Raw genomic sequence first — 22,389 nt, forward strand, 5'->3', positions numbered from 1 at the left:
TTACGGTGAGCCGTGTTGGTCGATCGGTTGAGGTCATGCCTTCAGCGCCCTCGTGGCTGCGCGATTTAGTGGGTGCATGGATTTTTTATTCCGTGCTGCCTGCCTGGCCCTGGCCTCAGCCTCGCTTTGAACGCATCGCCCGCTTTGCTCCTTGGATCGGCTTGGTCATTGGTGGTTTGCAGGCGGGATTGTGGTGGCTTTTGTCCGGTTTGGAATGGCCTCAAGTCGCGCTCGTTCCAGCTGTTTTGGCCTTGGGGTTGTGGCTCACTGGTGGGCTCCATTTCGATGGGTTGATGGATACGGCTGATGGTCTCGCTGCAGGGCCTGAGCGTTGCCTGGAGGCGATGGAGGACAGCCGTGTGGGTGCCAGTGGTGTGCAGTTGTCCGTGGTGGTGCTGTTGTTGCAGTTCGCTGCTTTGGTGCGCTTGGGGCCGCTGGCACCGATCGCTTTGCTGGTCACGAGCGCTTTGGCAAGGGTGTCGCCCCTTTGGGCCATGGCGCGGTTCGCTTATTTGCGGGTGAATGGAACGGCTGGTTTTCACCGCCGTCACCAAAAGGGTCTTGGAGACGTTGTCCCCACCCTGGTTTTGTTGGTGGTGTTGAGCCCACTGAACCCACTGTTTCAGCAGCTGCCGTTCTGGATGGCTCCTCTTTGTTTGCTGAGCGCTTTGGTTGTGGCTGAGTGGCTTGGCCGGCGCCTCGGAGGGATGACGGGAGATGGTTATGGAGCTGTTGTGATGCTCAGCGAGACCTCTGGTTTGTTGTTGACGGCCCTGTTGGCGCCTTCTCTGGGCTCGGGGGCAGGCTGAGGAGGAAGCCATTGCCGCGGCTGGGCAAGCTGGGGTCGAGCTGGTTCGGATTGGTGCTTAAAACCAGTGCCCCGCCTCGTTCTTCGGCGAGAAGGCGAGCGAGGGCGAGCCCTAGCCCGGATCCGGATTGATCCTTGCTGCTGCTGCCCCGTTCGCCTTTGCGGAAGATCAGTTCTTGTTCTTGATCTGGGATGGGAGGTCCCCCGTCCCAGATCAAGATGCTGTGCTCCAGCAGGCTGAGGCCTAGTGGACAGCCTGTGGGGCTGTAGCGGAAGGCATTTTCCAGCAGATTGGCCACGACCTCTGAGACAACGGCATCGTCATCTGGCCGAATCTCTTGAGTCCAATCAGGCCAGTTTCTTGGTGCTTGCCATGCGCGGTTCTGAAGTGCGGCAGTTGCGGCAGCCCGTTCAATCAGAGGTTGGAGCAGGTGTTCGATCGTGAGCCCTGGCCCCTTTGATGCCACCTGGGGAAGAAGAAGTGGGGCGGGCGCCTCGGGGCCATGCGGCAGGTTCTCTTGACCGATGAGATCCAGGGATGTGATGTAGCGGTCGAGCTGGGCCTGCTCTTGAAGAAGCCCTGTGACGAGTGGGCGTTGGAGATGCTCTGGCCCCAAGCGTCGGAGCAGAAGCTGGGCATAGGTGCGCAAGGCTGCCAGTGGGTTGCGCAACTGATGCACCACAAGATTCATCTGTTGGCGATGCTGATGGAGCTCGTCTAGTAAGCGGCTGCGTTCGAGCTCAAGGCCAAGGCTGTAAGCCAAGGCAGAGGCGCTGGCTTGCAGGCGGTGATCGAGTTGCTCGGACCATTCCGATTCGCGCTGCTGCTCTGCTCTCAGAACTCCTAACAAGAGGTCGTCATGGCGAAGGGGAAACCAGTGCCGCTCTGGCGCCGGAATGCGCAGAAGGGGGTCGTCGGCAATCTCCGGGAGTCGGCCACCATCTGGAGGCCACTGATCCAACATCGTGAAGCTGGGCGCGTCTCCCTCACTGCTTTGCGCGATGTAAACAACAAGTCTCTCCAGAGACGCGTCGCCAGAGAAGCTCTGCAGCTGTTGCTTGACCAGGGTTAGGAACCGGTTGGACAGCTGCATGCGTGAAATTGTGTGCCTGGATATAGCCGGGACAGCAACCCAAGAGTGAACCGTCTTGCCAATTCAGGAAAAAGTCTTAAGATCAGATGATCGACCGACGGCGCTCTTCGTTGAGGTGCCGGTTTCCTGTCGATTCTGCTCGGGTTGCACTTTCGTTGCTACCAAGGTTACAGCAGAGGTTGATGTGTCTCCTGTTGTCATCGGTTCTATGCCGTTGAAAGCGATGGTGTTTGTCGATTGTTCGTGCCGCTTTGGCTGCGCGATCGATCCCCCGATTCGCTGACGTCACGATGCTCTTTATGAGCGTCTCACTTGATCGTTTGCCGCTTCAAAACGGTGCCGGTCTTTCTTGACAGCCCCCTCTCACTCCCTCAACAGGGATTTTTGCCCAATGTCCAAAAAACGTAAGAGGATTAGTCGTCGTCGCCTCGCTGGCCAGCGTGTGCTGGCGCATGTGCCGACTCACCATCTCGAAACTGGTGAACACAAGCCTGTGACAGCGGCTCGCCGCTATATCGCTGAGGGTGTTCTCATGCCCCCGGCCCTGGTCAACGTGCGCCGTAACGAACACACCACAGACAAATTCTTCTGGGGTGAAAAAGGACTGTTCAGCGCTCAGTACGCCGAGGAAAATCATTTTCTGTTCCCTTCCCTTCGTTCCATCGTTGATCACGTTGGTGAAGAGGTCATCTTTGAAGGCCTAGACCTGGCGTCTGATGATTGGGAGGAAATGGAAGAGTACGAATACGCCTTCGTCTGATTCCCTTTCATTCCAACCCTTGATTGCAAAGCCCTTAAGCGCTCTGAGCTGGTTGATCCAGCCAACGCTTGAGGGCTTTTTTCATTTCAGCCTGAGCCTCAACGGGGATGGCATGACCATGGTCAAAACTGAAGAGATCGCAAGCTTGATTGCTGTCCGCTAAGTCATTTTTTAGCGCTAAGGCGGCTGAATGCGGTACGACCTCGTCATGCCGTCCATGCAGAAGAAGCACAGGTGGGCGAGTTAGAGGGGCTTGCCAGTTGGGGTGGGGATAGGCACTGCATGCAATTAATCCGGCGAGAGGCAAGTCACAGCCGGCAGCCATGGTCATGGCACCTCCTTGAGAAAAACCCAAGAGCACCGTTGCTTCCAGTGGAATCTCTTCTGAACTCAAGCTGTTGATGCGTTCTTTTAACCCTTCAACAGCTGCTGGAACGGCGGCCCAATCGGCGGGGAAGAGGCCATACCACTGTCGTCCTGATCCTTGGCTTTGGCGTTGGGGAGCTTGCAGGGCAACCAGCTCGAGTGGTGTCGCGATCGCCTCGGCGAGCGCTTCTCCCAGCGGCATCAGGTCGCCGGCATCGGCTCCCCAGCCATGGAGAAGAACGAGGCGTGCCTGAGCCCGTGCTGTGGGTTGGCGGAGCAGATCGGCGGCCATGGCATTAGGTGCGCGGTTGCTGCGTAGGTTGGCCTAAGCCCTGTCTTTCGTCCTGCTGCCATGGCTCCAACTGCCTTGCTGAGCGTGTCTGATAAAAGGGGTGTGGTGCCCCTCGCTGAGGCTCTCAATCGGCTCCATGGTTATCAGCTGCTATCCAGTGGTGGAACAGCCAAAGTGCTTGAAGAGGCTGGATTGCCCGTCACGCGAGTGGCAGACCACACCGGAGCCCCTGAGATCCTTGGTGGTCGCGTTAAAACCCTCCACCCTCGAATCCATGGCGGAATCTTGGCGAGAAGGGGAGATCCGGCCCATGAGGCGGATCTCCTCGAACAGAAGATCGATCCCATCGATGTGGTGGTGGTGAACCTTTACCCGTTTAGGGAAACCATCGCAGCCCCCGATGTGAGTTGGGACACCGCCATTGAGAACATCGATATTGGCGGACCCACGATGGTTCGCTCTGCTGCCAAAAATCATGCCCATGTGGCGGTGCTCACCAGTCCTGAGCAGTACGACAGTTTTTTGCAAGCGCTGTCTGGATCGGCTGGAGGCGTGGACGCCAATGTGCGCCGGCAGTTGGCCTTAGAGGCATTTGCTCATACGGCTGCCTATGACGTTGCGATTAGTCGTTGGATGCAATCTCGCCCTGAGTTGCAACCTGCTGCCGAAGCCAAAGCTCCAGCCGAAGCTCTGCCATGGCTGGAGGCTCTGCCGCTCCGGCAGACCTTGCGCTACGGGGAGAACCCCCACCAGAAGGCGGCTTGGTTCAGCAGCCCCGTGGGCTGGGGTGGGGCCAAGCAGCTGCAAGGCAAGGAGCTCAGCACCAATAATCTGCTCGATCTGGAAGCGGCCTTGGCCACCGTTCGTGAGTTTGGTTATGGCTCAGAGGGCCTGCATCGCGCAGAGCAAGCGGCGGCTGTGGTGGTGAAGCACACCAATCCCTGTGGCGTTGCGGTGGGTGATGGCGTGGCCACCGCCCTCACTCGGGCTCTTGATGGTGATCGAATCAGCGCCTTCGGTGGCATTGTTGCCCTGAATGTTGTGGTGGATGGCCAGGCGGCCAAGGAGCTCACCAGCTTGTTCTTGGAGTGTGTTGTCGCTCCTGGGTACAGCCCAGAAGCCCGCGAAATCTTGGCAGCCAAAGGTAATCTCCGCCTCCTCGAATTGGCGCCTGAGGCGATTGATGCGGCACCTAAAGACCACGTCCGCAGCATTCTTGGTGGGGTTTTGGTGCAGGATCTCGACGATCAACCGATCGATCCTTCCTCCTGGACGGTGGCGAGCCAGCGTCAACCCACCGCGGCTGAAGATGCCGATCTCCGTTTCGCTTGGCAGCTCGTGCGTCACGTGCGCTCGAATGCGATTTTGGTCGCACGTGATGGTCAGAGCCTGGGCGTTGGGGCTGGTCAGATGAATCGCGTTGGGTCTGCCCGACTTGCCTTAGACGCTGCTGGTGAGCAAGCCGTAGGGGCTGTGCTCGCGAGTGATGGCTTCTTCCCTTTCGATGACACCGTGCGTCTTGCCGCAAGCCATGGGATTAAGGCCGTCATCCATCCAGGCGGAAGCCTTCGGGATGCTGACTCGATCAAGGCCTGCGATGAACTTGGCTTGGCCATGGTGCTTACCGGACGCCGTCACTTTCTTCACTGAGAAGGCGGGCACCTAATCTCGTTTTACCCGTCCACTCAACGAACTGACCTATGACCCTGCCCGCTTTGCCTTTTGCCGCCAGCTTCATGCACCCTCTGATGATGTGGGGGCTCCTGGCTGCAGGTGGCTATTCCATGTTTCTTGGGATCAAAGCCAAGAAGGTACGCACAGGTACCCCAGAGCAACGCAAGGCCCTGCTCCCAGGCAAGTTTGCTCAGCGTCATTACCGCTGGGGAAGCCTGATCCTCGGGGTGATGGTGACCGGAATGATCGGTGGTATGGCCGTGACTTACATCAACAACGGCAAGTTGTTCGTGGGCCCGCATCTGCTCGTGGGCTTAGCGATGACTGGAATGATTGCCTTGGCTGCATCATTGGCTCCGTTCATGCAGCAGGGCAATGTGATTGCTCGTAAAGCGCACGTTGGTCTCAACATGGGCACGCTCACCTTGTTCCTTTGGCAAGCGGTGAGCGGCATGGAGATTGTGAACAAGATCTGGGTGAACCGCTGATCTTGATCAAAAGGCTGCCCGCCTTCTGGGTGGGCATGCCAAACCGTGGCTTGCATGGAAATCTTCTTGCACTTTCCAGGTGAGACGCCTTGAAATTTGGCGGACAATCTGGCGAAGTAAATGATCACCGCTGGACTGGACCAGTCCGTCAGGAAGCAGGGTGATCATCTTGGGAAGGTGAATCCAAACCGAAAGATCAAGATCCCAGCTCACAGCTGTGAGCTCTTCAATCGAGTCGCTTGCACTGTTGTCTTCAAGGCGGAGGTTGGCCTGGAAATCAACGTCATAGAGATCAGCTAAGGCTGAATCTTGATTGCTGAGAGGCACCGTGCAGATTGCATAATTACCAGCGTTCTGAGGGAGTAGGCGCAACCCGATCGTGGGTTCTACTTCAAAACCGAAGTTGCCAAACCGTCCAAGAGTGAGGGCATAGGCCTGCTCGTCGATGGGCTTGACCTCCATGGGAGCTGCGCAACGTCGAAACCAGCCTTCATGCCGATCGAGGTAGGCCCCAACGGTTTGGAAGTCGGCACGCATCTCCATGCGATCGCGAAATTGACTGCGATAACAGCGAACTTGACGGCTTTCGCTACCGCGCAATGTGTCGGTTGAGGGTCTCGTCAAGAGCAGCACGTCTGCAGGTCCCCGGTTGGAGAGGTCTCCATGATGAACCAATGTAAAGGGGTCTGGGGATCAGTTTTCGCTCAGGGCGATCAGTCTCTGGATCACATGCTCCACAACCCGATCTGGGGTGGAGGCCCCGGAGGTGATCCCCACGGTTACGGGCCCACTGGGCAGGAATAGTGCTTCAACTGTGAGCTCTTCTCCCAGGGGCTTGTGCTCGATCGAATTGTCGGTGTGGATTCGCTCTGGAGTGTCGATGTGGAAGGAACGGATCCCACGGCTGACCGCAATTTCTTGCAGATGGGTCGTGTTGGAGGAGTTGTAGCCCCCAATCACCACCATCAGATCCACGGTTTCGTCAACGAGCGAGAACATGGCGTCCTGCCGCTCCTGAGTGGCATCGCAGATGGTGTTGAAAGCTAAAAAATGTTCATTGAGTTTCGTTGGCCCGTATTTGCTGAGCATGGTGCGCTCAAACAAGCGTCCAATTTCTTCGGTTTCACTTTTGAGCATGGTGGTTTGATTGGCCACACCCAAATGTTCGAGATCACGATCAGGGTCAAACCCTGGTGAACAGGCCTTGGAGAACCGTTCCATAAACGATTCGCGATTGCCGTTGCCGAGAATATATTCAGCGACGAGCCGGGCCTCTTCAAGATCGAGAACGACGAGATACGTTCCTGCAAATGAACTTGTTGCAAGCGTCTCTTCGTGTTTCACCTTGCCGTGAATGATCGAGGTGAAGGCTTGCTTCTTGTGCTTTTCAACGGTCGTCCACACCTTTGAAACCCATGGGCAGGTGGTGTCAACAATGTGACAGCCACGCTCATTGAGAAGTTGCATCTCTTGAACGGTGGCACCAAAGGCGGGAAGGATCACCACATCGCCCGATGCCACACCAGAAAAGTCCTTGACTCCACCCTCCACGGAGATGAACAACACATCCATTTCTCGAAGGTGGTCATTCACTGAGGGGTTATGGATAATTTCGTTGGTGATCCAGATGCGTTCTTGCGGGTAGTGACGGCGCGTTTCATAAGCCATGGCGACAGCCCTCTCCACTCCCCAGCAGAATCCAAACGCTTCGGCGAGGCGCACCTGGAGTCGGCCATGGGTTAGGTGATACCCGTTGTCTCGGATGGAACCAATCAGGCTGCTTTGGTAAGCCTGTTCCAAACTCCCAGCCACCTCTTCGGCTCGACCGAAGCCTCGCCGGTTGTAGCGATCGGAATGATGCAGCGAGCGTTTGAAGGCGTGAGTATCCATATCTGTAACGGCAGTGGTTCGACTCTATGGGCTGTCTGGCACTAGCGACTGATCGCAGTAGCCAATAAAAAACCCTGTCCCAGGATGGGACAAGGTGAAGCGCAGATCAAATGCTGCGAATGGAACGGGTTATCGGCCTGATGACACGAAATCTGGATAGGCCTCCATGCCGTGCTCACCAATATCCAGCCCTTCTGTTTCTTCCTTCTCGGAGACTCGGATGCCACCGAACAAACCACCGATGACAGACCAAGCAATCCAGCAGGTCACGATCGTCCAAATGGCATAGGCCGCACAACCCAGTGCTTGGATTCCAAGCTGGCTGATGCCACCTCCCACGAGTAAGCCCAGTGGTGAGCCATCGCCCTGGATGTCAAAACCCCAAAGACCAACCACCAAGGTTCCCCAGACGCCACAGACGCCATGGACGGAGAAGGCTCCGACTGGATCGTCGATGCCTGATGCGTCAAGAGCTGATACGGCGAAGACAACAATGATTCCGCCGACCAGACCAGCAACCCAGGAGCCAACAAAGGTGAGGTTGCCGCATCCTGCAGTGATGCTCACCAAGCCGGCAAGGATGCCGTTGATGATCATGGTCAAATCAGGTTTTCCTGAGGTCAGGGTTGAGATCACGGTGGCTCCGATCGCGCCACCAGCTGCAGCCAATGTTGTGGTTACTGCCACGTAAGGGACCCACTGATCCATGGCGAGCTGGGATCCAGGGTTGAATCCGTACCAACCAATCCAAAGAATCAGTGCGCCAAGAGTGGCAATGGCCATGTTGTGACCAGGGATGGCCTGAGGCTTGCCATCAATAAATTTGCCAATACGTGGGCCGAGAAGCATCGCTCCAATCAGTCCTGCCCAGGCTCCAACGGAGTGAACAATCGATGATCCAGCAAAGTCGATGAACTCTTTATCGCCAACAGAATTCAGCCATCCGCCATTCCATTCCCAACTGCCTGCAATGGGATAGATGAAAGCGGTGAGAATGAGCGAGAACACCACAAACTCGCCAAATTTCACGCGCTCTGCGACGAGGCCTGAAACGATTGTTGCCGCGGTTCCAGCAAAAGCAGCCTGAAACAAGAAATCAACACTTGGAACGAGTCCAGCTTCTGAGATCAGCTCGGGCGTGACAGCTGGATCAAAAAACAACCCGTTGAAGTAGAGAAAGCCTGCGGCTATGGCATCGCCGTACATCAACGAATAGCCAACAAACCAATAAGCGGTTACAGCAAGGGCGAAGACGAAGAGATTTTTAGCAAGAATATTGACTGCATTCTTCTGGCGACACATTCCGGCTTCCACCATGGCGAAACCGGCGTTCATGAAAATCACCAGAATCGTTGCTACGAGCAGCCAAAGGTTGTTGGCTAGAAACGCTGCACTGAGTTCTGGCATCTCTGCGGCATGGGCCGAGAGGTTGAACAGGCCAAGACCGAACAGGGCAAGTGGCACGCAGCCAAGCCACAAGAGCGAGCGATTGGTTTTAAATCCGCGGATGCTTTGGAGAAGCAGCATCGGGCCTTCTAAGAGGCTTGCCTCTTGAAGGCGAGATTTGCGTCGCCTAGTGGGCGACTCGTAAGCAGTTGTCATGGAAAAAAGCAGGACTGCAATTTGAGCTGGACGAGAAGATGTCCGATTGAACGAACTAAAACTGCTCGCTAAGGCACACTTCTCAAGTCGCTGTTGCTACCAAATCTGGATTTAATAACGTTTTAGGTCTTTTTACTGACGGGGATGAACCGGCTGGAGGCCTTCCCATGTGATCTGATCAAGCTCAAAGTTGAAGCGGCAAGGAAGCACTTCCACTCCTGCTGTCATGGCCAACCTGAACAGATCTCCGTAGCGGGGATCGGCGCTGTCCCCGGGGGCAAAAGCATTGACATCCGGCCGGCTCAGGCAAGGAACCAACACACCTCTTGCCTCAGGAATGAGTGCCGTAAGTTCCTCCAGGTGCTTTTGGCCCCGCTCGGTCACCGTGTCCGGGAAGAGTGCAACGTCGCCGTGACTCCAGGTGGTGTTTTTGACTTCGAGGTAGATGGGGCGTTGATCGTCTGCGCTGTCGTCTGGGGTGAGCAATAAGTCAATTCGACTTCTGCGATTGTGTCCGTAAGGGACCTCGGCGCGGATCGACTTGATCGGACCGAGCTGGTCTTTGAGTCCACCGGCTTCAATCAGGGCCCGAATCAGTTTGTTCGGCAAAGCGGTATTAATACCAGCCCAACACAGCGTTCCGTCGCTGCTTGGGACCTCGGCCTGCTCCCAGGTCCAAGCCAACTTGCGCTTCGGGGAAGGGGCATGGCGAACCCGGACTCTCCCGCCCGGATGGAGTACGCCTTTCATGGGTCCAGTGTTGGCACAGTGGACGGTGACGACCTGTCCATCGTTGAGCTCCACATCAGCCAGAAAGCGTTTGTAGCGCTTCAGGAGCACTCCTTCACTGAGGGCAGGAAACTGAAGGATCGAGGTGCCGGTCATGGCTGCTGGCTGAATCAGTCCATGGTGACCTGGCACAGGGTTGAGAATGCTCTCTCAGAAGGGCTGTGATCAGACGACGAATGGCGAGATCTCTGAAGCGCATTGCCCTGGTCGTCACCTACGGCACGTTGTTGAGCAAAGTTGGCGGCCTGGTTCGTCAGTTGGTGATTGCGGCAGCCTTCGGGGTGGGTGCTGCTTATGACGCGTACAACTATGCATATGTTCTTCCTGGATTTTTATTGATTCTTCTGGGAGGGATCAATGGTCCATTCCATAGCGCCATGGTGAGCGTGCTCAGCCGCCGTCCTCGTGAGGAGGGTGCTCATATTTTGGCCACGTTGAACACGATGGTCAGCGCTCTGCTGCTGCTGGTAACGATCGTTCTCGTGTTGGCAGCTGATCCTCTGATCACGCTTGTTGGCCCTGGTCTCAGTCCGGAGTTGCACCGCATCGCCGCGGTGCAACTGCAAGTGATGGCTCCAATGGCTTTGTTGGCTGGTCTGATCGGCCTTGGCTTTGGATCGCTCAATGCTGCTGATGAGTTCTGGATTCCGGCGATTTCGCCGTTGATGTCCAGCCTCGCGCTCATCGTGGGCATCGGTTTGCTCTGGTGGCAGGCGGGCTCTGCGATCTCAACGCCCGCTCTCGCGCTTTGGGGAGGGGTGGTGTTGGCGTTATCCACCCTGGTGGGAGCGTTTCTGCAATGGCTTCTGCAGCTACCTGCTCTGATGAAGCAGGGGCTGGTTCAGTTGCGTCTCGCCTGGGATTGGCGCCATCCCGGTGTTCAGGAGGTTTGGCAGGTGATGGGCCCGGCCACCCTGTCGTCGGGAATGCTGCAGATCAATGTGTTTACTGATCTGTTTTTCGCTTCGGGGTTGCTTGGAGCGGCGGCTGGACTTGGTTACGCCAATTTGCTGGTTCAGACGCCGCTGGGGTTGATTTCCAACGCGTTGTTGGTGCCGCTGTTGCCAACATTTTCCCGTCTGACGGCTCCGCAAGATCGCCCAGAGCTGATCGCTCGCATTCGTCAGGGCTTGATGTTGTCGACGGCTTCGATGCTTCCCCTTGGCGCCTTATTCCTGGCCCTCGCCACTCCCATCGTCGCGTTGGTGTACGAGCGGGGTGCCTTCAATCAAGGAGCGGTGGAGCTCGTAACGGGCTTGTTGATGGCCTATGGACTTGGCATGCCCGCCTATCTCGGCAGAGATGTATTGGTGCGCGTGTTTTACGCCCTTGGCGACGGCACAACACCGTTTCGCCTTTCGGTGATCGGTATTGGGCTCAATGTCGTCTTCGACTGGGCCCTGGTGGGTGGTCCAACGCCTTGGGGGCCTCAACTTCCCTTCAATTTCGGTGCAGCGGGTTTGGTGCTGGCCACCGTCTTGATCAATGTGCTCACCTGCGTCGCCCTGTTGTTGGCCCTGCAGCATCGGCTGAAAGTGTTGCCTTTAAAACAGTGGGGCCTGGATGGTTTGCGCCTCATGGTTGCCGCCGTAGGCGCTGGAATCGTGGCCTGGTGCTTGAGCCAAGGGGTGCGTTGGCCGATTGATCTTGTGGGCCGTCTCCTGCAGGTCGGACTTTCAGGATCCCTTGGCGTTTTGGTGTTTATGGCCCTAGGGCAAGCATTCAACGTTCAAGAGGTTCGCGAGATCAGCCAAGGCCTGACGCGTCGCCTTATTCGTCGTTGAGGCGCACCTCTCGGTCTTCTCTCACCTGAATCGGTAACTCGAGATGTTGGCGGCCAACGAGCTGGGGCCCTTGCACGGAAAGGATGCGCGCTTCAATCCCAAAGTCGCGAAAGGCGGTTTCCATCTCCTGGATGAGAGCTTTTTCAACCTGGGCCTCGGGATCGACAACCTTCCCGATCAAGCGTTCGCCAAGGCGGCCGATCCGTTGGCGGACCACATCGCGGGCGTTGGTGACCTCGATGATCAGCACGGCAGAGTCCAACAACGTTGCAACCTTATCGGCAGTGTCCTTCGAGAATCTCCTCGAGGTCCGAAAGTTGAGAGGACGGCAACAGACGTGCCATCGGTAATCGCGTGCTCCCTCCACCAATGGGCACTTGAACAGCTTCCAGGGCTTGTCGTGCAGCCACGACCGCGCCTTGGTCGAGCAGCGCGCTGCATTCAATCGCAAGGGCTTCGGCTAAGCCGGCATCACCTAAATACAGATGCCATCCAGCCACCTGGATGTAAAGCCGGTCCGCCAGCGTTGAGGTGAGGGAACGGAGGTCAGCTGAGTCCAGAGTCATCGTTGTGGTGTCGGAGCGGCGGATTGCATGCTGACTCAGCTTTCGTCTGTGTCTGCGTCTTTGCCAGGGCGCAGACGAATCACGACCAGCAGGTGAATTATTAAGGCCCCCAGCCAAGCCTCTGTCCAGAGGTCGAGATGGCTCCAGGGGTGACGCATTTCTTGCACAAACCAGAGGCCGCTGTTCACAGCGGCAAACCCTCCGGCGTGGAGGCAGAAATTCACCACCCTGTTGAAATGCCTGTAGGTGGCATTGTTCGGATCGGCGGGTCCGTACCAGCGGAGCGGCATGTGATGACCCTCGTTACTGCGTTGATTTTGACGTGTTGATGTCCGTTGGTTGACGAAGGGTGCCTTGGTACGGTCAGATGGTGGCTTCCAAGCGCTTGTAGCTCAGCGGATTAGAGCATCTGACTACGGATCAGAGGGTCGGGAGTTCGAATCTCTCCAGGCGCGCTTCTAAAAACTGCCGATAAGGCAGTTTTTTTTTGAAGATTCGTGTTTGCGAGGGGCCTATTCCCTACGATTCATGCATTGGTGTTCGAAACGCATGACAGACCGCTCCGCAGCCCCGATTAATGCATCTCTAAAGGCTGCAGACCCTGCCATTGCTGGTTTGATCGATCAAGAGCAGATGCGTCAGGAGACGCATCTTGAGTTGATTGCATCGGAGAACTTCACCTCCAAGGCGGTGATGGAAGCTCAGGGTTCGGTGTTGACGAATAAATACGCCGAGGGGTTGCCCCACAAGCGTTACTACGGCGGCTGTGAGCACGTGGATGCCATTGAAGAATTGGCAATCTCAAGAGCGAAGCAACTTTTTGATGCGGCTTGGGCGAATGTTCAGCCCCACAGCGGAGCTCAGGCAAACTTTGCTGTGTTTCTTGCCCTGCTTCAGCCCGGTGACACGATCCTTGGGATGGATCTCAGCCATGGGGGGCACCTCACCCATGGTTCACCGGTCAATGTGAGCGGCAAGTGGTTCAACGTGGTCCAGTACGGCGTTGATCAACAGACGCAGCGCCTTGATATGGAGGCCATTCGCCAGCTGGCTCTGGAGCACAAGCCCAAGCTGATCATTTGTGGATATTCGGCCTATCCACGCGCGATTGACTTTGCTGCGTTCCGCTCGATCGCGGACGAAGTGGGTGCGTACCTGCTGGCAGACATGGCCCATATCGCCGGCCTCGTTGCTGCTGGGGTGCATTCCAGCCCAGTACCTCACTGTGATGTTGTCACCACCACCACGCACAAAACCCTACGCGGCCCCCGTGGTGGCTTGATCCTTTGTCGCGATGCAGAGTTCGCACGCCGATTTGACAAGGCGGTGTTCCCAGGCTCGCAAGGTGGACCGCTGGAACACGTCATCGCCGCAAAAGCCGTGGCTTTCGGCGAAGCGTTGCAGCCCGACTTCAAGACTTACAGCCGTCAGGTTGTTGCCAATGCTCAGGCACTCGCGGCACGACTTCAGGAGCGAAAGATTGATGTGGTGAGTGGTGGTACGGATAACCACGTGGTGCTTCTCGATTTGCGCAGCATCGGGATGACCGGCAAGGTGGCTGATCTTTTGGTGAGTGATGTGCACATCACGGCCAACAAGAACACGGTTCCCTTTGACCCTGAGTCGCCCTTCGTGACCAGTGGTTTGCGTTTGGGAACGGCTGCTCTCACCACCCGTGGCTTCGATGAGAAGGCCTTCCAAGAGGTTGCTGATGTGATCGCTGATCGCCTTCTGAACCCTGAGGATGACGCCATTCAGGCGCGTTGCTTGGAGCGAGTTGGTGATCTCTGCAAGCGGTTTCCGCTCTATGCCCCTGCTCTGGAACCGGCTCTCGCTTGAGGGCCTTAACAGCCGTGTCTCTCAGCTTTTTTTTGCCTAAGATTCGCTTCTAAAAGATCCTTTTTGGTGACCTTCCGCCGGAGTTTTTTGTGACGTTCGCGAGTACTCCTCTCGCAGTCGCTTCGGCGAGTCTTGTGGTCGCTGCTGTGATTACGACTCTGCTTGTCCCCTTGGTGCGGGGGTTGGGTTTGAGATTGGGTCTCACGGATCAGCCTGATTCGCGCAAGCAGCACACCACCCCCATGGTGCGGTTGGGGGGTATCGCCTTAGTCCTGGGCTTTTGTTTGTCCCTTGGGGTGACGTGGTGGATGGGCGGGTTTGGCCTGTTGGCTCCGGCCCGTGACCAGCTCATTTGGACCACGCTTGCTGGCTCTCTCTGTTTTTTCGTGATCGGTCTTTCCGACGATCTGTTTGCTCTGTCTCCTTGGCCGCGCTTGGCAGGTCAGGTTGCCGTTTCGGTGGTTGTTTGGTCCCAGGGCGTTCGGATTGGAGCGATTGATCTGCCTTGGTTAGCCAGCAGCTCTGAAGCTTTGCTCCTTCCTGACCTGCTCAGCTTGGTCGCCACTGTGATTTGGCTGGTAGGGATCACCAATGCAATCAACTGGCTCGATGGCCTTGATGGTTTAGCCGCAGGTGTTGCTGGAATCGCAGCGGTTGGCTTGGTGTCAGTGAGTTTTTCACTCCATCAGTCAGCGGCTGCTTTTCTTGCTGCCGCATTAGCTGGAAGTTGCCTTGGTTTCCTCCGCCACAACTTCAATCCAGCTCGCATTTTTATGGGTGATGGTGGATCGTATTTTTTGGGGTTCACCCTTGCCGCCGTAAGCATTGTTGGCCCTGCGAAAGGGCTCACAACGGTGAGCTTGTTGCTGCCGTTGTTGATTCTTTCGTTGCCCTTGGCCGATATGTCGGCCGTGATTATGGGGCGTCTCAGCGATGGTCGCTCCCCCTTCTATCCAGATCGACGCCATCTGCATCACCGCCTTCTTCGTGCTGGCTTTAGCCATCGCCGCACCGTTGTTTTGATCTACGTGTTTACGCAATGGCTGGCGTCATTGGCCATGGTGGTGGCCAATGTGGAAATGCGTTTTCTCTGGCTTGGGCTGGCGACGGCCATCCTTGTGGCCACGGTTGTGACCATCAATCGTCAGCGTCATCTCGAGGCGACAGTTGAGCCTTCAGGCTTGGAACCTTCAGACCCTGATCGCCATGGCTGATCGCTCGGACCGCTCTGGTGTTGAGATCCTCTGTGTTGGGACGGAGCTTCTGCTTGGCAACATCCTCAACGGCAACGCCCGTTGGCTGTCGGAGGAGCTTGCCTCCCTTGGCCTCCCCCACTTTCGCCAAACCGTTGTGGGCGACAACCGCGATCGCCTGATTGCCCTGGTTCAGGAGATCGCGCAACGCTCCAGCGTGTTGATCGTGACCGGTGGGCTTGGACCAACCCCGGATGATCTCACCACGGAGGCGATTGCAGCTGCGTTTTCTGTTCCTTTGGAAGAACGAGCCGAGGTTTGGTCTGACATCGAAGAGAAAGCCCTTAGCCGCGGTCGTACCCCTGGACCTGAAACCCGTCGTCAGGCGCTCTTGCCTGTTGGAGCTGAGGTTTTACGCAATCCAACGGGAACCGCTCCCGGCATGATCTGGACCCCGGTGCCTGGATTCACCGTTCTCACGTTTCCGGGAGTGCCCAGTGAGATGAAAGCGATGTGGAAGGCCACGGCCGCGCCCTGGTTCCGCTCGTCTGGGCTCTCCAAAGGTGTGTTTGTGAGCCGCCTGCTTCATTTCTGGGGAATCGGTGAATCCACGTTGGCCGAACAGGTGGCCGATCTGTTGGATGGGGTTAACCCCACCGTTGCGCCCTATGCCGGCCGCGGAGAGGTGAAGCTCAGGATTACGGCTTGCGCTGATGAGCCCTCGAAGGCTTGGCTGCTGGTGGATCAAACCGAGCATGAGTTGCGCCAGCGCACGGGCAACCTTTGCTTTGGCGTGGATCAAGATTCGCTGGCCTCTGTTGTTTTGAAGCGGCTGGCGCAAGCCGGCCAAACCCTTTCTGTGGCTGAATCCTGCACGGGGGGAGGGTTAGGCGCTCAGCTCACAGCGGTGCCCGGCGCGTCTGCCGTGATGCTGGGCGGGGTGATCTCCTATGCCAATGCCATCAAGCGAGATCTGTTATCCGTGCCTGAACAGCTGCTCGAGCAGCACGGTGCCGTGAGTGCGCCAGTGGCCGAGGCGATGGCGCTGGGTGTTCGTCGTCTCACCGGATCGGATTGGGCGCTTTCGATTACGGGAATCGCCGGCCCTGATGGCGGAACGCTGGAAAAGCCCGTGGGATTGGTGTTTGTTGGTGTCGCTGGGCCGGATGGATGCAGCAGTGAGATGTTGCTCTTGGGCCCCACCCGTGGTCGGGAGTGGATCCGGACCGTTAGCGCTGGTGAGGTTTTGAATTGTCTTCGCTTGCGCTTGCTGGCTCACTCTTAGGAGGAGGGCGAGCAGAAAGAGGGCTGGAGGGCGAGATCCAGTGGATTGGATTGAACGCTGCTTGCCTTTAGGGTTTTGAGTGAATTATCGAGTGGGAATGAGCAGCGGAACCCTGTACGACAAAGTTTGGGATCTTCATCGCGTTTCGGAACTCTCTGGTGGCTCCACCCAGCTGTTGATTGGACTGCACCTGATCCATGAAGTCACAAGCCCTCAGGCTTTTGTGGCCCTGGAAGACAAGGGATTGAAGGTGCGTTGTCCGGAGCGAACGGTGGCAACGGTGGACCACATCGTTCCCACCACGAATCAGGCCAGGCCCTTTGCCGATCCATTGGCGGAGGAGATGCTCAGCACCCTGGAACGCAACTGCAGCAAGCATGGAATCGTGCTCAATGGGATTGGCAGTGGTCGTCAAGGAATCGTGCATGTGATTGCGCCGGAGCTGGGACTAACGCAGCCCGGCATGACGGTGGCCTGCGGCGATTCGCACACGTCAACGCACGGCGCCTTTGGAGCGATCGCCTTTGGTATTGGTACGTCTCAGGTTCGTGATGTGCTGGCAAGCCAAAGCTTGGCGATGAACAAACTCAAGGTCCGCCGCCTTTGGGTTGATAATCAGCTGAGCCCAGGGGTGTTTGCCAAAGACTTGATCCTGCATGTGATTCGTTCGCTTGGGGTTAAGGCTGGGGTTGGCCATGCCTATGAGTTCGCCGGACCGGCAATCGACGCTCTTTCGATGGAGGAGAGGATGACCCTCTGCAACATGGCGATTGAGGGGGGCGCTCGCTGCGGCTATGTCAATCCCGACCAGACAACCTTTGAATACTTGGAGGGCCGCCCTTCCGCACCGAGTGGTGAAGCCTGGCAGCGGGCGACGCGTTGGTGGCGTTCCCTGGCATCGAATGCTGATGCCGTCTTTGACGATGAGCTGAGATTTGATGCAGCAACGATTGCCCCAACGGTGACCTGGGGGATTACCCCCGGTCAGGGGATCGGCGTGGATGAGCAGGTCCCCAAGCCTGAGCAACTGGATCCTGCCGATCGACCAATCGCGGAAGAGGCTTACCGCTATATGGATTTAAAGCCTGGCCAGGCCATTGCCGGCGTGCCGGTGGATGTCTGCTTTATCGGCAGTTGCACCAATGGTCGCTTGAGTGATCTCAAGGCGGCGGCCGCTGTGGCACGGGGGAGGCAAGTGGCTGCTGGGATCAAGGCCTTTGTGGTTCCGGGCTCCGAGCAGGTGGCTCGTGCTGCTGAGGCGGAAGGCCTAGACCAAGTGTTTCGCGCTGCGGGATTTGAGTGGCGCGAGCCTGGTTGCTCGATGTGCCTCGCGATGAATCCTGACCGTCTTGAGGGGCGTCAGATCAGTGCGAGCTCCAGCAACCGCAACTTCAAGGGGCGCCAGGGATCTGCCAGCGGGCGCACCTTGCTGATGAGCCCTGCCATGGTCGCCGCCGCTGCGGTGACTGGTCATGTCAGCGATGTTCGCTTGCTCGGGGTCTGATCTTCGGCTGTGGCGGGAGACTCCCGCACTATTTCAGTGTTTTGGTTGCTGTTTTATTTCTCTTGATCCTTCATGACGCAGACCCACGATTTTCCCCAAGGCCTAATTACCAAGATTGAGGGCCGCGCCGTTGTCTTGCGGGGTGATGACATCGATACCGATCGGATTATTCCGGCTCGATTTCTGAAATGCGTGAGTTTTGAGGCGCTCGGCGCTCAGGTCTTTGCTGACGACCGAAAGGAGCTCGACGGAGTCCATCCTTTTGACCTTCCTGCGCATCAGGGAGCCTCGATTTTGGTGGTGAATGACAACTTCGGTTGTGGCTCGAGTCGTGAGCATGCCCCTCAAGCCCTAATGCGTTGGGGGATCCGTGCCTTGATTGGGGTGAGTTTTGCGGAAATTTTTTACGGCAATTGCTTGGCCTTAGGAATCCCTTGTGCCAAGGCCAGTCAGGACCAGGTGCGTGCTTTGCAAGATGCAATGGCCCAAGACCCTTCAGCAACCTGGACCTTCGACCTGGAGACCTCCAGTTGCAGCAGTGATCTTGGTCATTGGTCGATCGAAGTGGATCCAGGACCGCGCGACATGCTGCTTTCAGGCCGTTGGGATGCAACGGGGCAGCTTTTGGCTCGGGATGCGGAGCTGCAGAGCACGCTCGATCGGCTCCCTTACTTAAATGGGTTCTGCACGAATACGGCAGACACTTGATTTAGTGTCTATGAAGGAAGAAGCGGCATCGACGTCATGACATTCCTTATGAAGCGCATCTGGTGTGCTTTTGGCTCGATGGCCCTGTTGCTGGGACCCTCGGCTGTTGAGGCAGGCTCGGTGACAGCGATTGCGGTTGAGCCTTTTGGCACCCCGCTTGAACGTTTGCTTGAGAGTGGCGCTTGTCACGGATGTGATTTACGCGATGCGGATCTACGCGGCCATCATTTGATCGGGGCCGATTTGCGTGATGCTGATCTACGCGGGGCAAAGCTCAACGGGGCAAATCTTGAAGGTGCCGATTTGAGTGGTTCCAGGCTTGATGGCGCTCGTTTGCAGGGGGCGATGTTGAGCAATGCCGATCTCTCAGGCACTGATCTACGCCATGCCGACTTACGAGATTCGGTTGTGATCAATGCCTATGCCCCTGGAGTGCAAACCGAGGGAATGCAGTTTGCAGGGTCTGATCTCACCGGAAGTCATTTGATCTATGGCGGTGGTCCTGATGACGAAGCCACAGATTTTTAGAAAAAGAGATTAAAAGGGGCGGTTGTCGAGCTCGTTTGAAGGGTTGTAGGGGACGAAAGGCACTCCAGTCCCTGTGAAGTTGAAGTCATTGAGGCGGAACCGGAACCCGCCAATGCCTTCGTAAGGATTGAAGTAGAAGCCAAAATCGTAGGCACGACGTTGCCAGCGCAACTCAATGTTTGAATCGATTACATCACCATAAAACTCTGAAGCAGGATCGATATTTAAGCCAACGCCAGCGTTAATAACTAAAGGTCCTGCAATCTGTTGTGTCACGCCAAGGCCCAAGGTTCCAAGGTCAATGGCTTGGTCAAAATCGAACGGACTTGAACCCTGCTTAAGGGTTCCACCACCCGTAATCGACAGTTGGGTGTAGTCAAGGAAGGGTTTGCTGAACGTACCCAAGGTGAGGCTGGGACCACCACTCAGGCTGATGGTGGTTTGACGTTCGCCATCACCGTAAGCCGCTAACAATGTATTGATGTTGGTCCTAAAGGTCAATCCAGGAACAATCGCTACAGGGGAGTAGCGATAAGCCTCTTGAGGGGTAAGAGCAGCGGGTTCCCCCCTCCAGATTGAGTAACTGCTATTCAGAGAGCCGTAGAAATTTGCTCGCCATAAATCGGTGAGGTTTTCACTTTCAAATTGTTCGGCTTGATAGTTTCCTGCTCCGATGCGCCAGATGTAGTTGTTGGAAAGCTTTCCCGCCGTGAACGCTCCTCTTTTTTCGAGGAAACTGCCGAAGGCGGAATAGACATCCGTTTCTCCTAAGGATCCGTTGTAGGCCTTATAGCGATAAGCAGAAAAGAGTCTGGCCTTAACGTCGCCGAGCCAAGGGAGATCAACCGTCTTTTTCAGTTCACCCCAGTAGCGACTTCCATTGGCGAAGTTGTCAGGATTAAACGTGCTGATATCAGCGTTGGCTTCTGCTGTCCATCCCCAGAGCTCACTGGTGAATTCAGCTTCGAGGCCAAATAAGTCGCCTGCCGTTGTGGGTTGGCTGACCTTTCCGCTATCGATTGAGCTGCCTGGCTTGACATAACTTTTGGTTGTGCCATCAACCGCTCGTTGCAAGAGAAGTTGAGGTTGGAGGCTCAATAGTGTTTTTGGGTTGAGTTGAATTGGTCTGAGTGTTCTGCCGACAAAGAATCCGTCTCTGTCGTCATTGTCAATTCCGAAGACCCACCGATTTTCAACCTCTTCTTCTTTTGTGATGCGTTGCGTTCGGCTGACTGGGATCGGGAGTCGTTCCTCAACGATTAACTGATTGCGTGCACTCTCGATGAGAATGTCTCCATTGGGTTGTTCTTTGGCAACAACGTTTTCAGTGTCGATTCTGGTTTGTGCGGGTGTGAAGGGATCATTCGTGAACCCCATGCGATCTGCTGTCCAGCCTTCAGGTGTGAGCGAAACCTGGGCTGCTTGGATGCGCCAGCGGCTGATTTGGCCATCAATCAGTTGCGCTTTTCCGTAAGAAGGAAGTTGGTTGGGGCGAACCGATCCATATTTTGCTCTTTCTTGTACATCATTATTTGACAGGTCTACAAACTCATCGTTGCTACCAAAGCGACGATCGATGGTGAACCGTTGTTGGAGCTGGATGCTGCTAATCCTTTGATCGATCATCGCGATTGCTTGTTCGCGCAGCGCTTCCTGTTCAGCTGGGGACATCCCTGCAAAGCGCGATTGGGCTAGCGGTTGAACGGGCTGGACGGCTTGCTTCCCACCTGTGCCGAGGGTGATTTCTTCGAGCTTTTCGTTGAGGGTGAGCAGGGGCGCTCGGGTGGCGCGATCAGGATCTGGGCAGCCCAAGGGAGGCGGAACTTCGGCGATTTGGGTTGAAATGGGATCTTCGCCCCAGCGGTAGCGCAAGCCGAGCAGGTAGGCATTGCTTCCTTCTTTGACTCCGCTATAGGTGCCAAACGCGCCGGAGCGATGGTGAATCCTCCCCACAAATGAGAGCTGATCAGAGACGGAGGCTTCGAGCTCGAAGGCCAAGTAGTTCAGCAGCTGGGTGTAGTTCTCCCGATACGTGCGTTCGTAGTTACTCACCGAGGAGTTGAAACTGACTCCTTCCACAAACCCAAAGCTCAGCCAAGGCTGAAGCCAGAGTCGTGCCCCAAGCCCAAGGATGGCTTCTCCGAACTGTTGCTCTGGAGTGTCGGCATTGGGAACAGCCTGGTTGAAAGGTCCACCAGGTTGTTTGAACGCCTGATGGCCGAACAGATCGGCCTCCAATTCGAGCGCAAAAGGTCCAGCGCGCCAAAGCCGCTTTTGCATGCTGACCCCCAGAAGGTATTCCTCGCGCATGCGCCCGTTGAACAGAAAGGTGTCTCCAAAATTGGAATCAATCATCTGCCCGCCCCACGCGGTCACGGCCCACGGGTGAGGGTGCCAGTCGGGGATCGGCGGAAGCGGCACCGGGCAGGCCATGCCGGAGTCCGTTGACGTGCTGGTGTCTGGTGCTGCGGGTTCCGGGACTTCCCAGGTGAGCGTTGGTGCGAGCTCTGTCTCCCAGATGCTGTCTCCGCTCGGCTGATCGCTGATCTGTTCCGCGGTTCTGCCACCCAACTCCATATCAAGAGCGGTTGGGAAGCCAAGGCCTGAGCTCTCGAGGACAGGAAGGGTCTGCTTGGTCGGAGGTTCGACAGCCTGGGGTGAGGATTGGAATCCTGCGGACAGCTCATCAAGTTCAAGGACGCCGTAAACGTCTTTGAGTTCTCCGCTGTTTTGAATCAGGCTGTAGCGGAACGTGCTCGCTTGGAAATACTGCGATCCTCGGCGTAAACGCACGCTGCCGCGGGCGTAGAGGGTGTTGAAGTTGATGTCAAATTCGATGCGATCGGCTTGGAGCAAACCACCGCGAAGCTCAGCTTGAACGTTGCCTTCGGCAACAAACACTCCGCGGCGAGCATCAAATGATTGTCGATCAGCCTTGAGATTGATCGCTTCTGGAGGCTTTGGAGACTCCGTGATCGGCGCGTTTACAGAGGGATCCTTTGGAAATTCGCTGAAGGGTTGAACCTCAAGCTCTGACTGCTCAGTGACCGCATCGGTCTCATCAGCGAACGAATCCACACGCTGAGATTGGACGGGAACTCCCGTCAGCGCAGCGGCAACAGCCAGTGATCGTGCGATCCTGGTGATGGGGCTAAACGCCGACAAAAGGAATCAGCAATGGCAAGTGATCCTGCCATGTGCAAAGGCTTTTAAACGTGA

21 protein-coding genes and 1 tRNA gene are annotated in these 22,389 nt (G+C 56.5%); 12 read left to right on the forward strand and 10 right to left on the reverse strand.

The features are described 5' to 3' along the window. Positions 1–35 precede the first annotated feature (35 nt). Positions 36–809, forward strand: a complete 774-nt coding sequence (locus tag SynSYN20_RS01625; RefSeq protein WP_186524469.1) for an adenosylcobinamide-GDP ribazoletransferase — start codon at positions 36–38, stop codon at positions 807–809. Here SynSYN20_RS01625 and SynSYN20_RS01630 read toward each other — a convergent pair. Further along, the gene (locus tag SynSYN20_RS01630) at positions 742–1,902 is read right to left on the reverse strand and encodes an ATP-binding protein (protein WP_186524470.1); all 1,161 of its coding nucleotides are present in this window, start codon (positions 1,900–1,902) and stop codon (positions 742–744) included. The genes SynSYN20_RS01625 and SynSYN20_RS01630 overlap by 68 nt on opposite strands. Positions 1,903–2,293: 391 nt before the next feature. Here SynSYN20_RS01630 and SynSYN20_RS01635 point away from each other — a divergent pair, with 391 nt between their 5' ends. Beyond that, the gene (locus SynSYN20_RS01635; protein ID WP_186517788.1) at positions 2,294–2,662 is read left to right on the forward strand and encodes a DUF3155 domain-containing protein; all 369 of its coding nucleotides are present in this window, start codon (positions 2,294–2,296) and stop codon (positions 2,660–2,662) included. Positions 2,663–2,696: 34 nt separating this feature from the next. On the opposite strand, the gene SynSYN20_RS01640 is transcribed toward SynSYN20_RS01635, so the two are convergent. Further along, a complete protein-coding gene (locus tag SynSYN20_RS01640) occupies positions 2,697–3,320 on the reverse strand; it encodes an alpha/beta hydrolase (RefSeq protein WP_186524471.1) in 624 nt (207 codons plus the stop codon). Positions 3,321–3,380: 60 nt separating this feature from the next. Here SynSYN20_RS01640 and purH point away from each other — a divergent pair, with 60 nt between their 5' ends. Together purH and SynSYN20_RS01650 are read left to right on the forward strand one after the other, a co-directional pair. Then, complete coding sequence (purH, locus tag SynSYN20_RS01645) at positions 3,381–4,970, forward strand: bifunctional phosphoribosylaminoimidazolecarboxamide formyltransferase/IMP cyclohydrolase (protein WP_186524472.1); 1,590 nt, start codon at positions 3,381–3,383, stop codon at positions 4,968–4,970. Between the two features lie 50 nt (positions 4,971–5,020). Next, positions 5,021–5,482: a DUF4079 domain-containing protein gene (locus SynSYN20_RS01650; RefSeq protein WP_186524473.1), complete on the forward strand. Its 462-nt coding sequence runs from the start codon at positions 5,021–5,023 to the stop codon at positions 5,480–5,482. Positions 5,483–5,488: 6 nt separating this feature from the next. Here the strand turns inward: SynSYN20_RS01650 and SynSYN20_RS01655 are convergent, their stop codons facing one another. The 4 genes from SynSYN20_RS01655 to sfsA form a co-directional block, all read right to left on the reverse strand. Then, positions 5,489–6,115, reverse strand: a complete 627-nt coding sequence (locus SynSYN20_RS01655; protein ID WP_186524474.1) for a DUF1997 domain-containing protein — start codon at positions 6,113–6,115, stop codon at positions 5,489–5,491. Positions 6,116–6,175: 60 nt separating this feature from the next. Continuing rightward, complete coding sequence (locus tag SynSYN20_RS01660; protein ID WP_186524475.1) at positions 6,176–7,372, reverse strand: 4-hydroxy-3-methylbut-2-enyl diphosphate reductase; 1,197 nt, start codon at positions 7,370–7,372, stop codon at positions 6,176–6,178. Positions 7,373–7,501: 129 nt separating this feature from the next. Beyond that, entirely contained in the window at positions 7,502–8,974 is a 1,473-nt protein-coding gene (locus SynSYN20_RS01665; protein WP_186524476.1) for an ammonium transporter, read from the reverse strand. Positions 8,975–9,106: 132 nt separating this feature from the next. Then, the gene (sfsA, locus tag SynSYN20_RS01670; RefSeq protein ID WP_186524477.1) at positions 9,107–9,859 is read right to left on the reverse strand and encodes a DNA/RNA nuclease SfsA; all 753 of its coding nucleotides are present in this window, start codon (positions 9,857–9,859) and stop codon (positions 9,107–9,109) included. Positions 9,860–9,939: 80 nt separating this feature from the next. On the opposite strand from sfsA, the gene murJ reads away from it, so the two are divergent. Then, on the forward strand, positions 9,940–11,547 hold the full coding sequence (gene murJ / locus SynSYN20_RS01675; protein WP_186524478.1) for a murein biosynthesis integral membrane protein MurJ: 1,608 nt from the start codon (positions 9,940–9,942) through the stop codon (positions 11,545–11,547). On the opposite strand, the gene SynSYN20_RS01680 is transcribed toward murJ, so the two are convergent. Genes SynSYN20_RS01680 through SynSYN20_RS01690 form a run of 3 tightly spaced genes read right to left on the reverse strand, consistent with a single transcriptional unit; the run spans position 11,534 to position 12,403 of the window. Further along, positions 11,534–11,797, reverse strand: a complete 264-nt coding sequence (locus tag SynSYN20_RS01680; RefSeq protein WP_186525377.1) for a cytochrome-c oxidase — start codon at positions 11,795–11,797, stop codon at positions 11,534–11,536. The two genes, murJ and SynSYN20_RS01680, sit on opposite strands and share 14 nt — an antisense overlap. 25 nt (positions 11,798–11,822) lie before the next feature. Beyond that, positions 11,823–12,113, reverse strand: a complete 291-nt coding sequence (locus SynSYN20_RS01685; RefSeq protein WP_186524479.1) for a DUF3181 family protein — start codon at positions 12,111–12,113, stop codon at positions 11,823–11,825. A 35-nt stretch (positions 12,114–12,148) separates the two neighbouring features. Next, entirely contained in the window at positions 12,149–12,403 is a 255-nt protein-coding gene (locus SynSYN20_RS01690; protein ID WP_186524480.1) for a hypothetical protein, read from the reverse strand. 91 nt (positions 12,404–12,494) lie between these two features. Between SynSYN20_RS01690 and SynSYN20_RS01695 the strand changes: the two genes are divergently transcribed. The 7 genes from SynSYN20_RS01695 to SynSYN20_RS01725 all read left to right on the forward strand — a co-directional run bounded on the left by SynSYN20_RS01695 (position 12,495) and on the right by SynSYN20_RS01725 (position 19,170). After that, positions 12,495–12,568: transfer RNA gene (locus tag SynSYN20_RS01695), tRNA-Arg, on the forward strand. A 94-nt stretch (positions 12,569–12,662) separates the two neighbouring features. Beyond that, positions 12,663–13,952, forward strand: coding sequence for a serine hydroxymethyltransferase (gene glyA, locus SynSYN20_RS01700; RefSeq protein ID WP_186524481.1), 1,290 nt, complete (start codon positions 12,663–12,665; stop codon positions 13,950–13,952). Between the two features lie 89 nt (positions 13,953–14,041). Then, positions 14,042–15,166, forward strand: a complete 1,125-nt coding sequence (locus SynSYN20_RS01705) for a glycosyltransferase family 4 protein (RefSeq protein WP_186524482.1) — start codon at positions 14,042–14,044, stop codon at positions 15,164–15,166. Then, positions 15,159–16,430 (forward strand): competence/damage-inducible protein A, encoded by a 1,272-nt coding sequence (locus SynSYN20_RS01710; RefSeq protein WP_186525378.1) that lies wholly within the window; start codon positions 15,159–15,161, stop codon positions 16,428–16,430. Before SynSYN20_RS01705 ends, SynSYN20_RS01710 begins: the two co-directional genes overlap by 8 nt. Before the next feature lie 97 nt (positions 16,431–16,527). Then, positions 16,528–17,934 (forward strand): 3-isopropylmalate dehydratase large subunit, encoded by a 1,407-nt coding sequence (gene leuC, locus SynSYN20_RS01715; RefSeq protein ID WP_186524483.1) that lies wholly within the window; start codon positions 16,528–16,530, stop codon positions 17,932–17,934. Positions 17,935–18,006: 72 nt separating this feature from the next. Then, entirely contained in the window at positions 18,007–18,642 is a 636-nt protein-coding gene (gene leuD / locus SynSYN20_RS01720; RefSeq protein ID WP_186524484.1) for a 3-isopropylmalate dehydratase small subunit, read from the forward strand. A gap of 36 nt (positions 18,643–18,678) precedes the next feature. Beyond that, positions 18,679–19,170, forward strand: a complete 492-nt coding sequence (locus tag SynSYN20_RS01725; protein ID WP_186524485.1) for a pentapeptide repeat-containing protein — start codon at positions 18,679–18,681, stop codon at positions 19,168–19,170. A 9-nt stretch (positions 19,171–19,179) separates the two neighbouring features. Here SynSYN20_RS01725 and SynSYN20_RS01730 read toward each other — a convergent pair whose 3' ends face one another. Next, the gene (locus SynSYN20_RS01730) at positions 19,180–22,335 is read right to left on the reverse strand and encodes a DUF3769 domain-containing protein (protein WP_186524486.1); all 3,156 of its coding nucleotides are present in this window, start codon (positions 22,333–22,335) and stop codon (positions 19,180–19,182) included. Between the last annotated feature and the right edge of the window lie 54 nt (positions 22,336–22,389).

It is taken from the genome of Synechococcus sp. SYN20 (assembly GCF_014279555.1).
Classification (GTDB): domain Bacteria; phylum Cyanobacteriota; class Cyanobacteriia; order PCC-6307; family Cyanobiaceae; genus Synechococcus_C.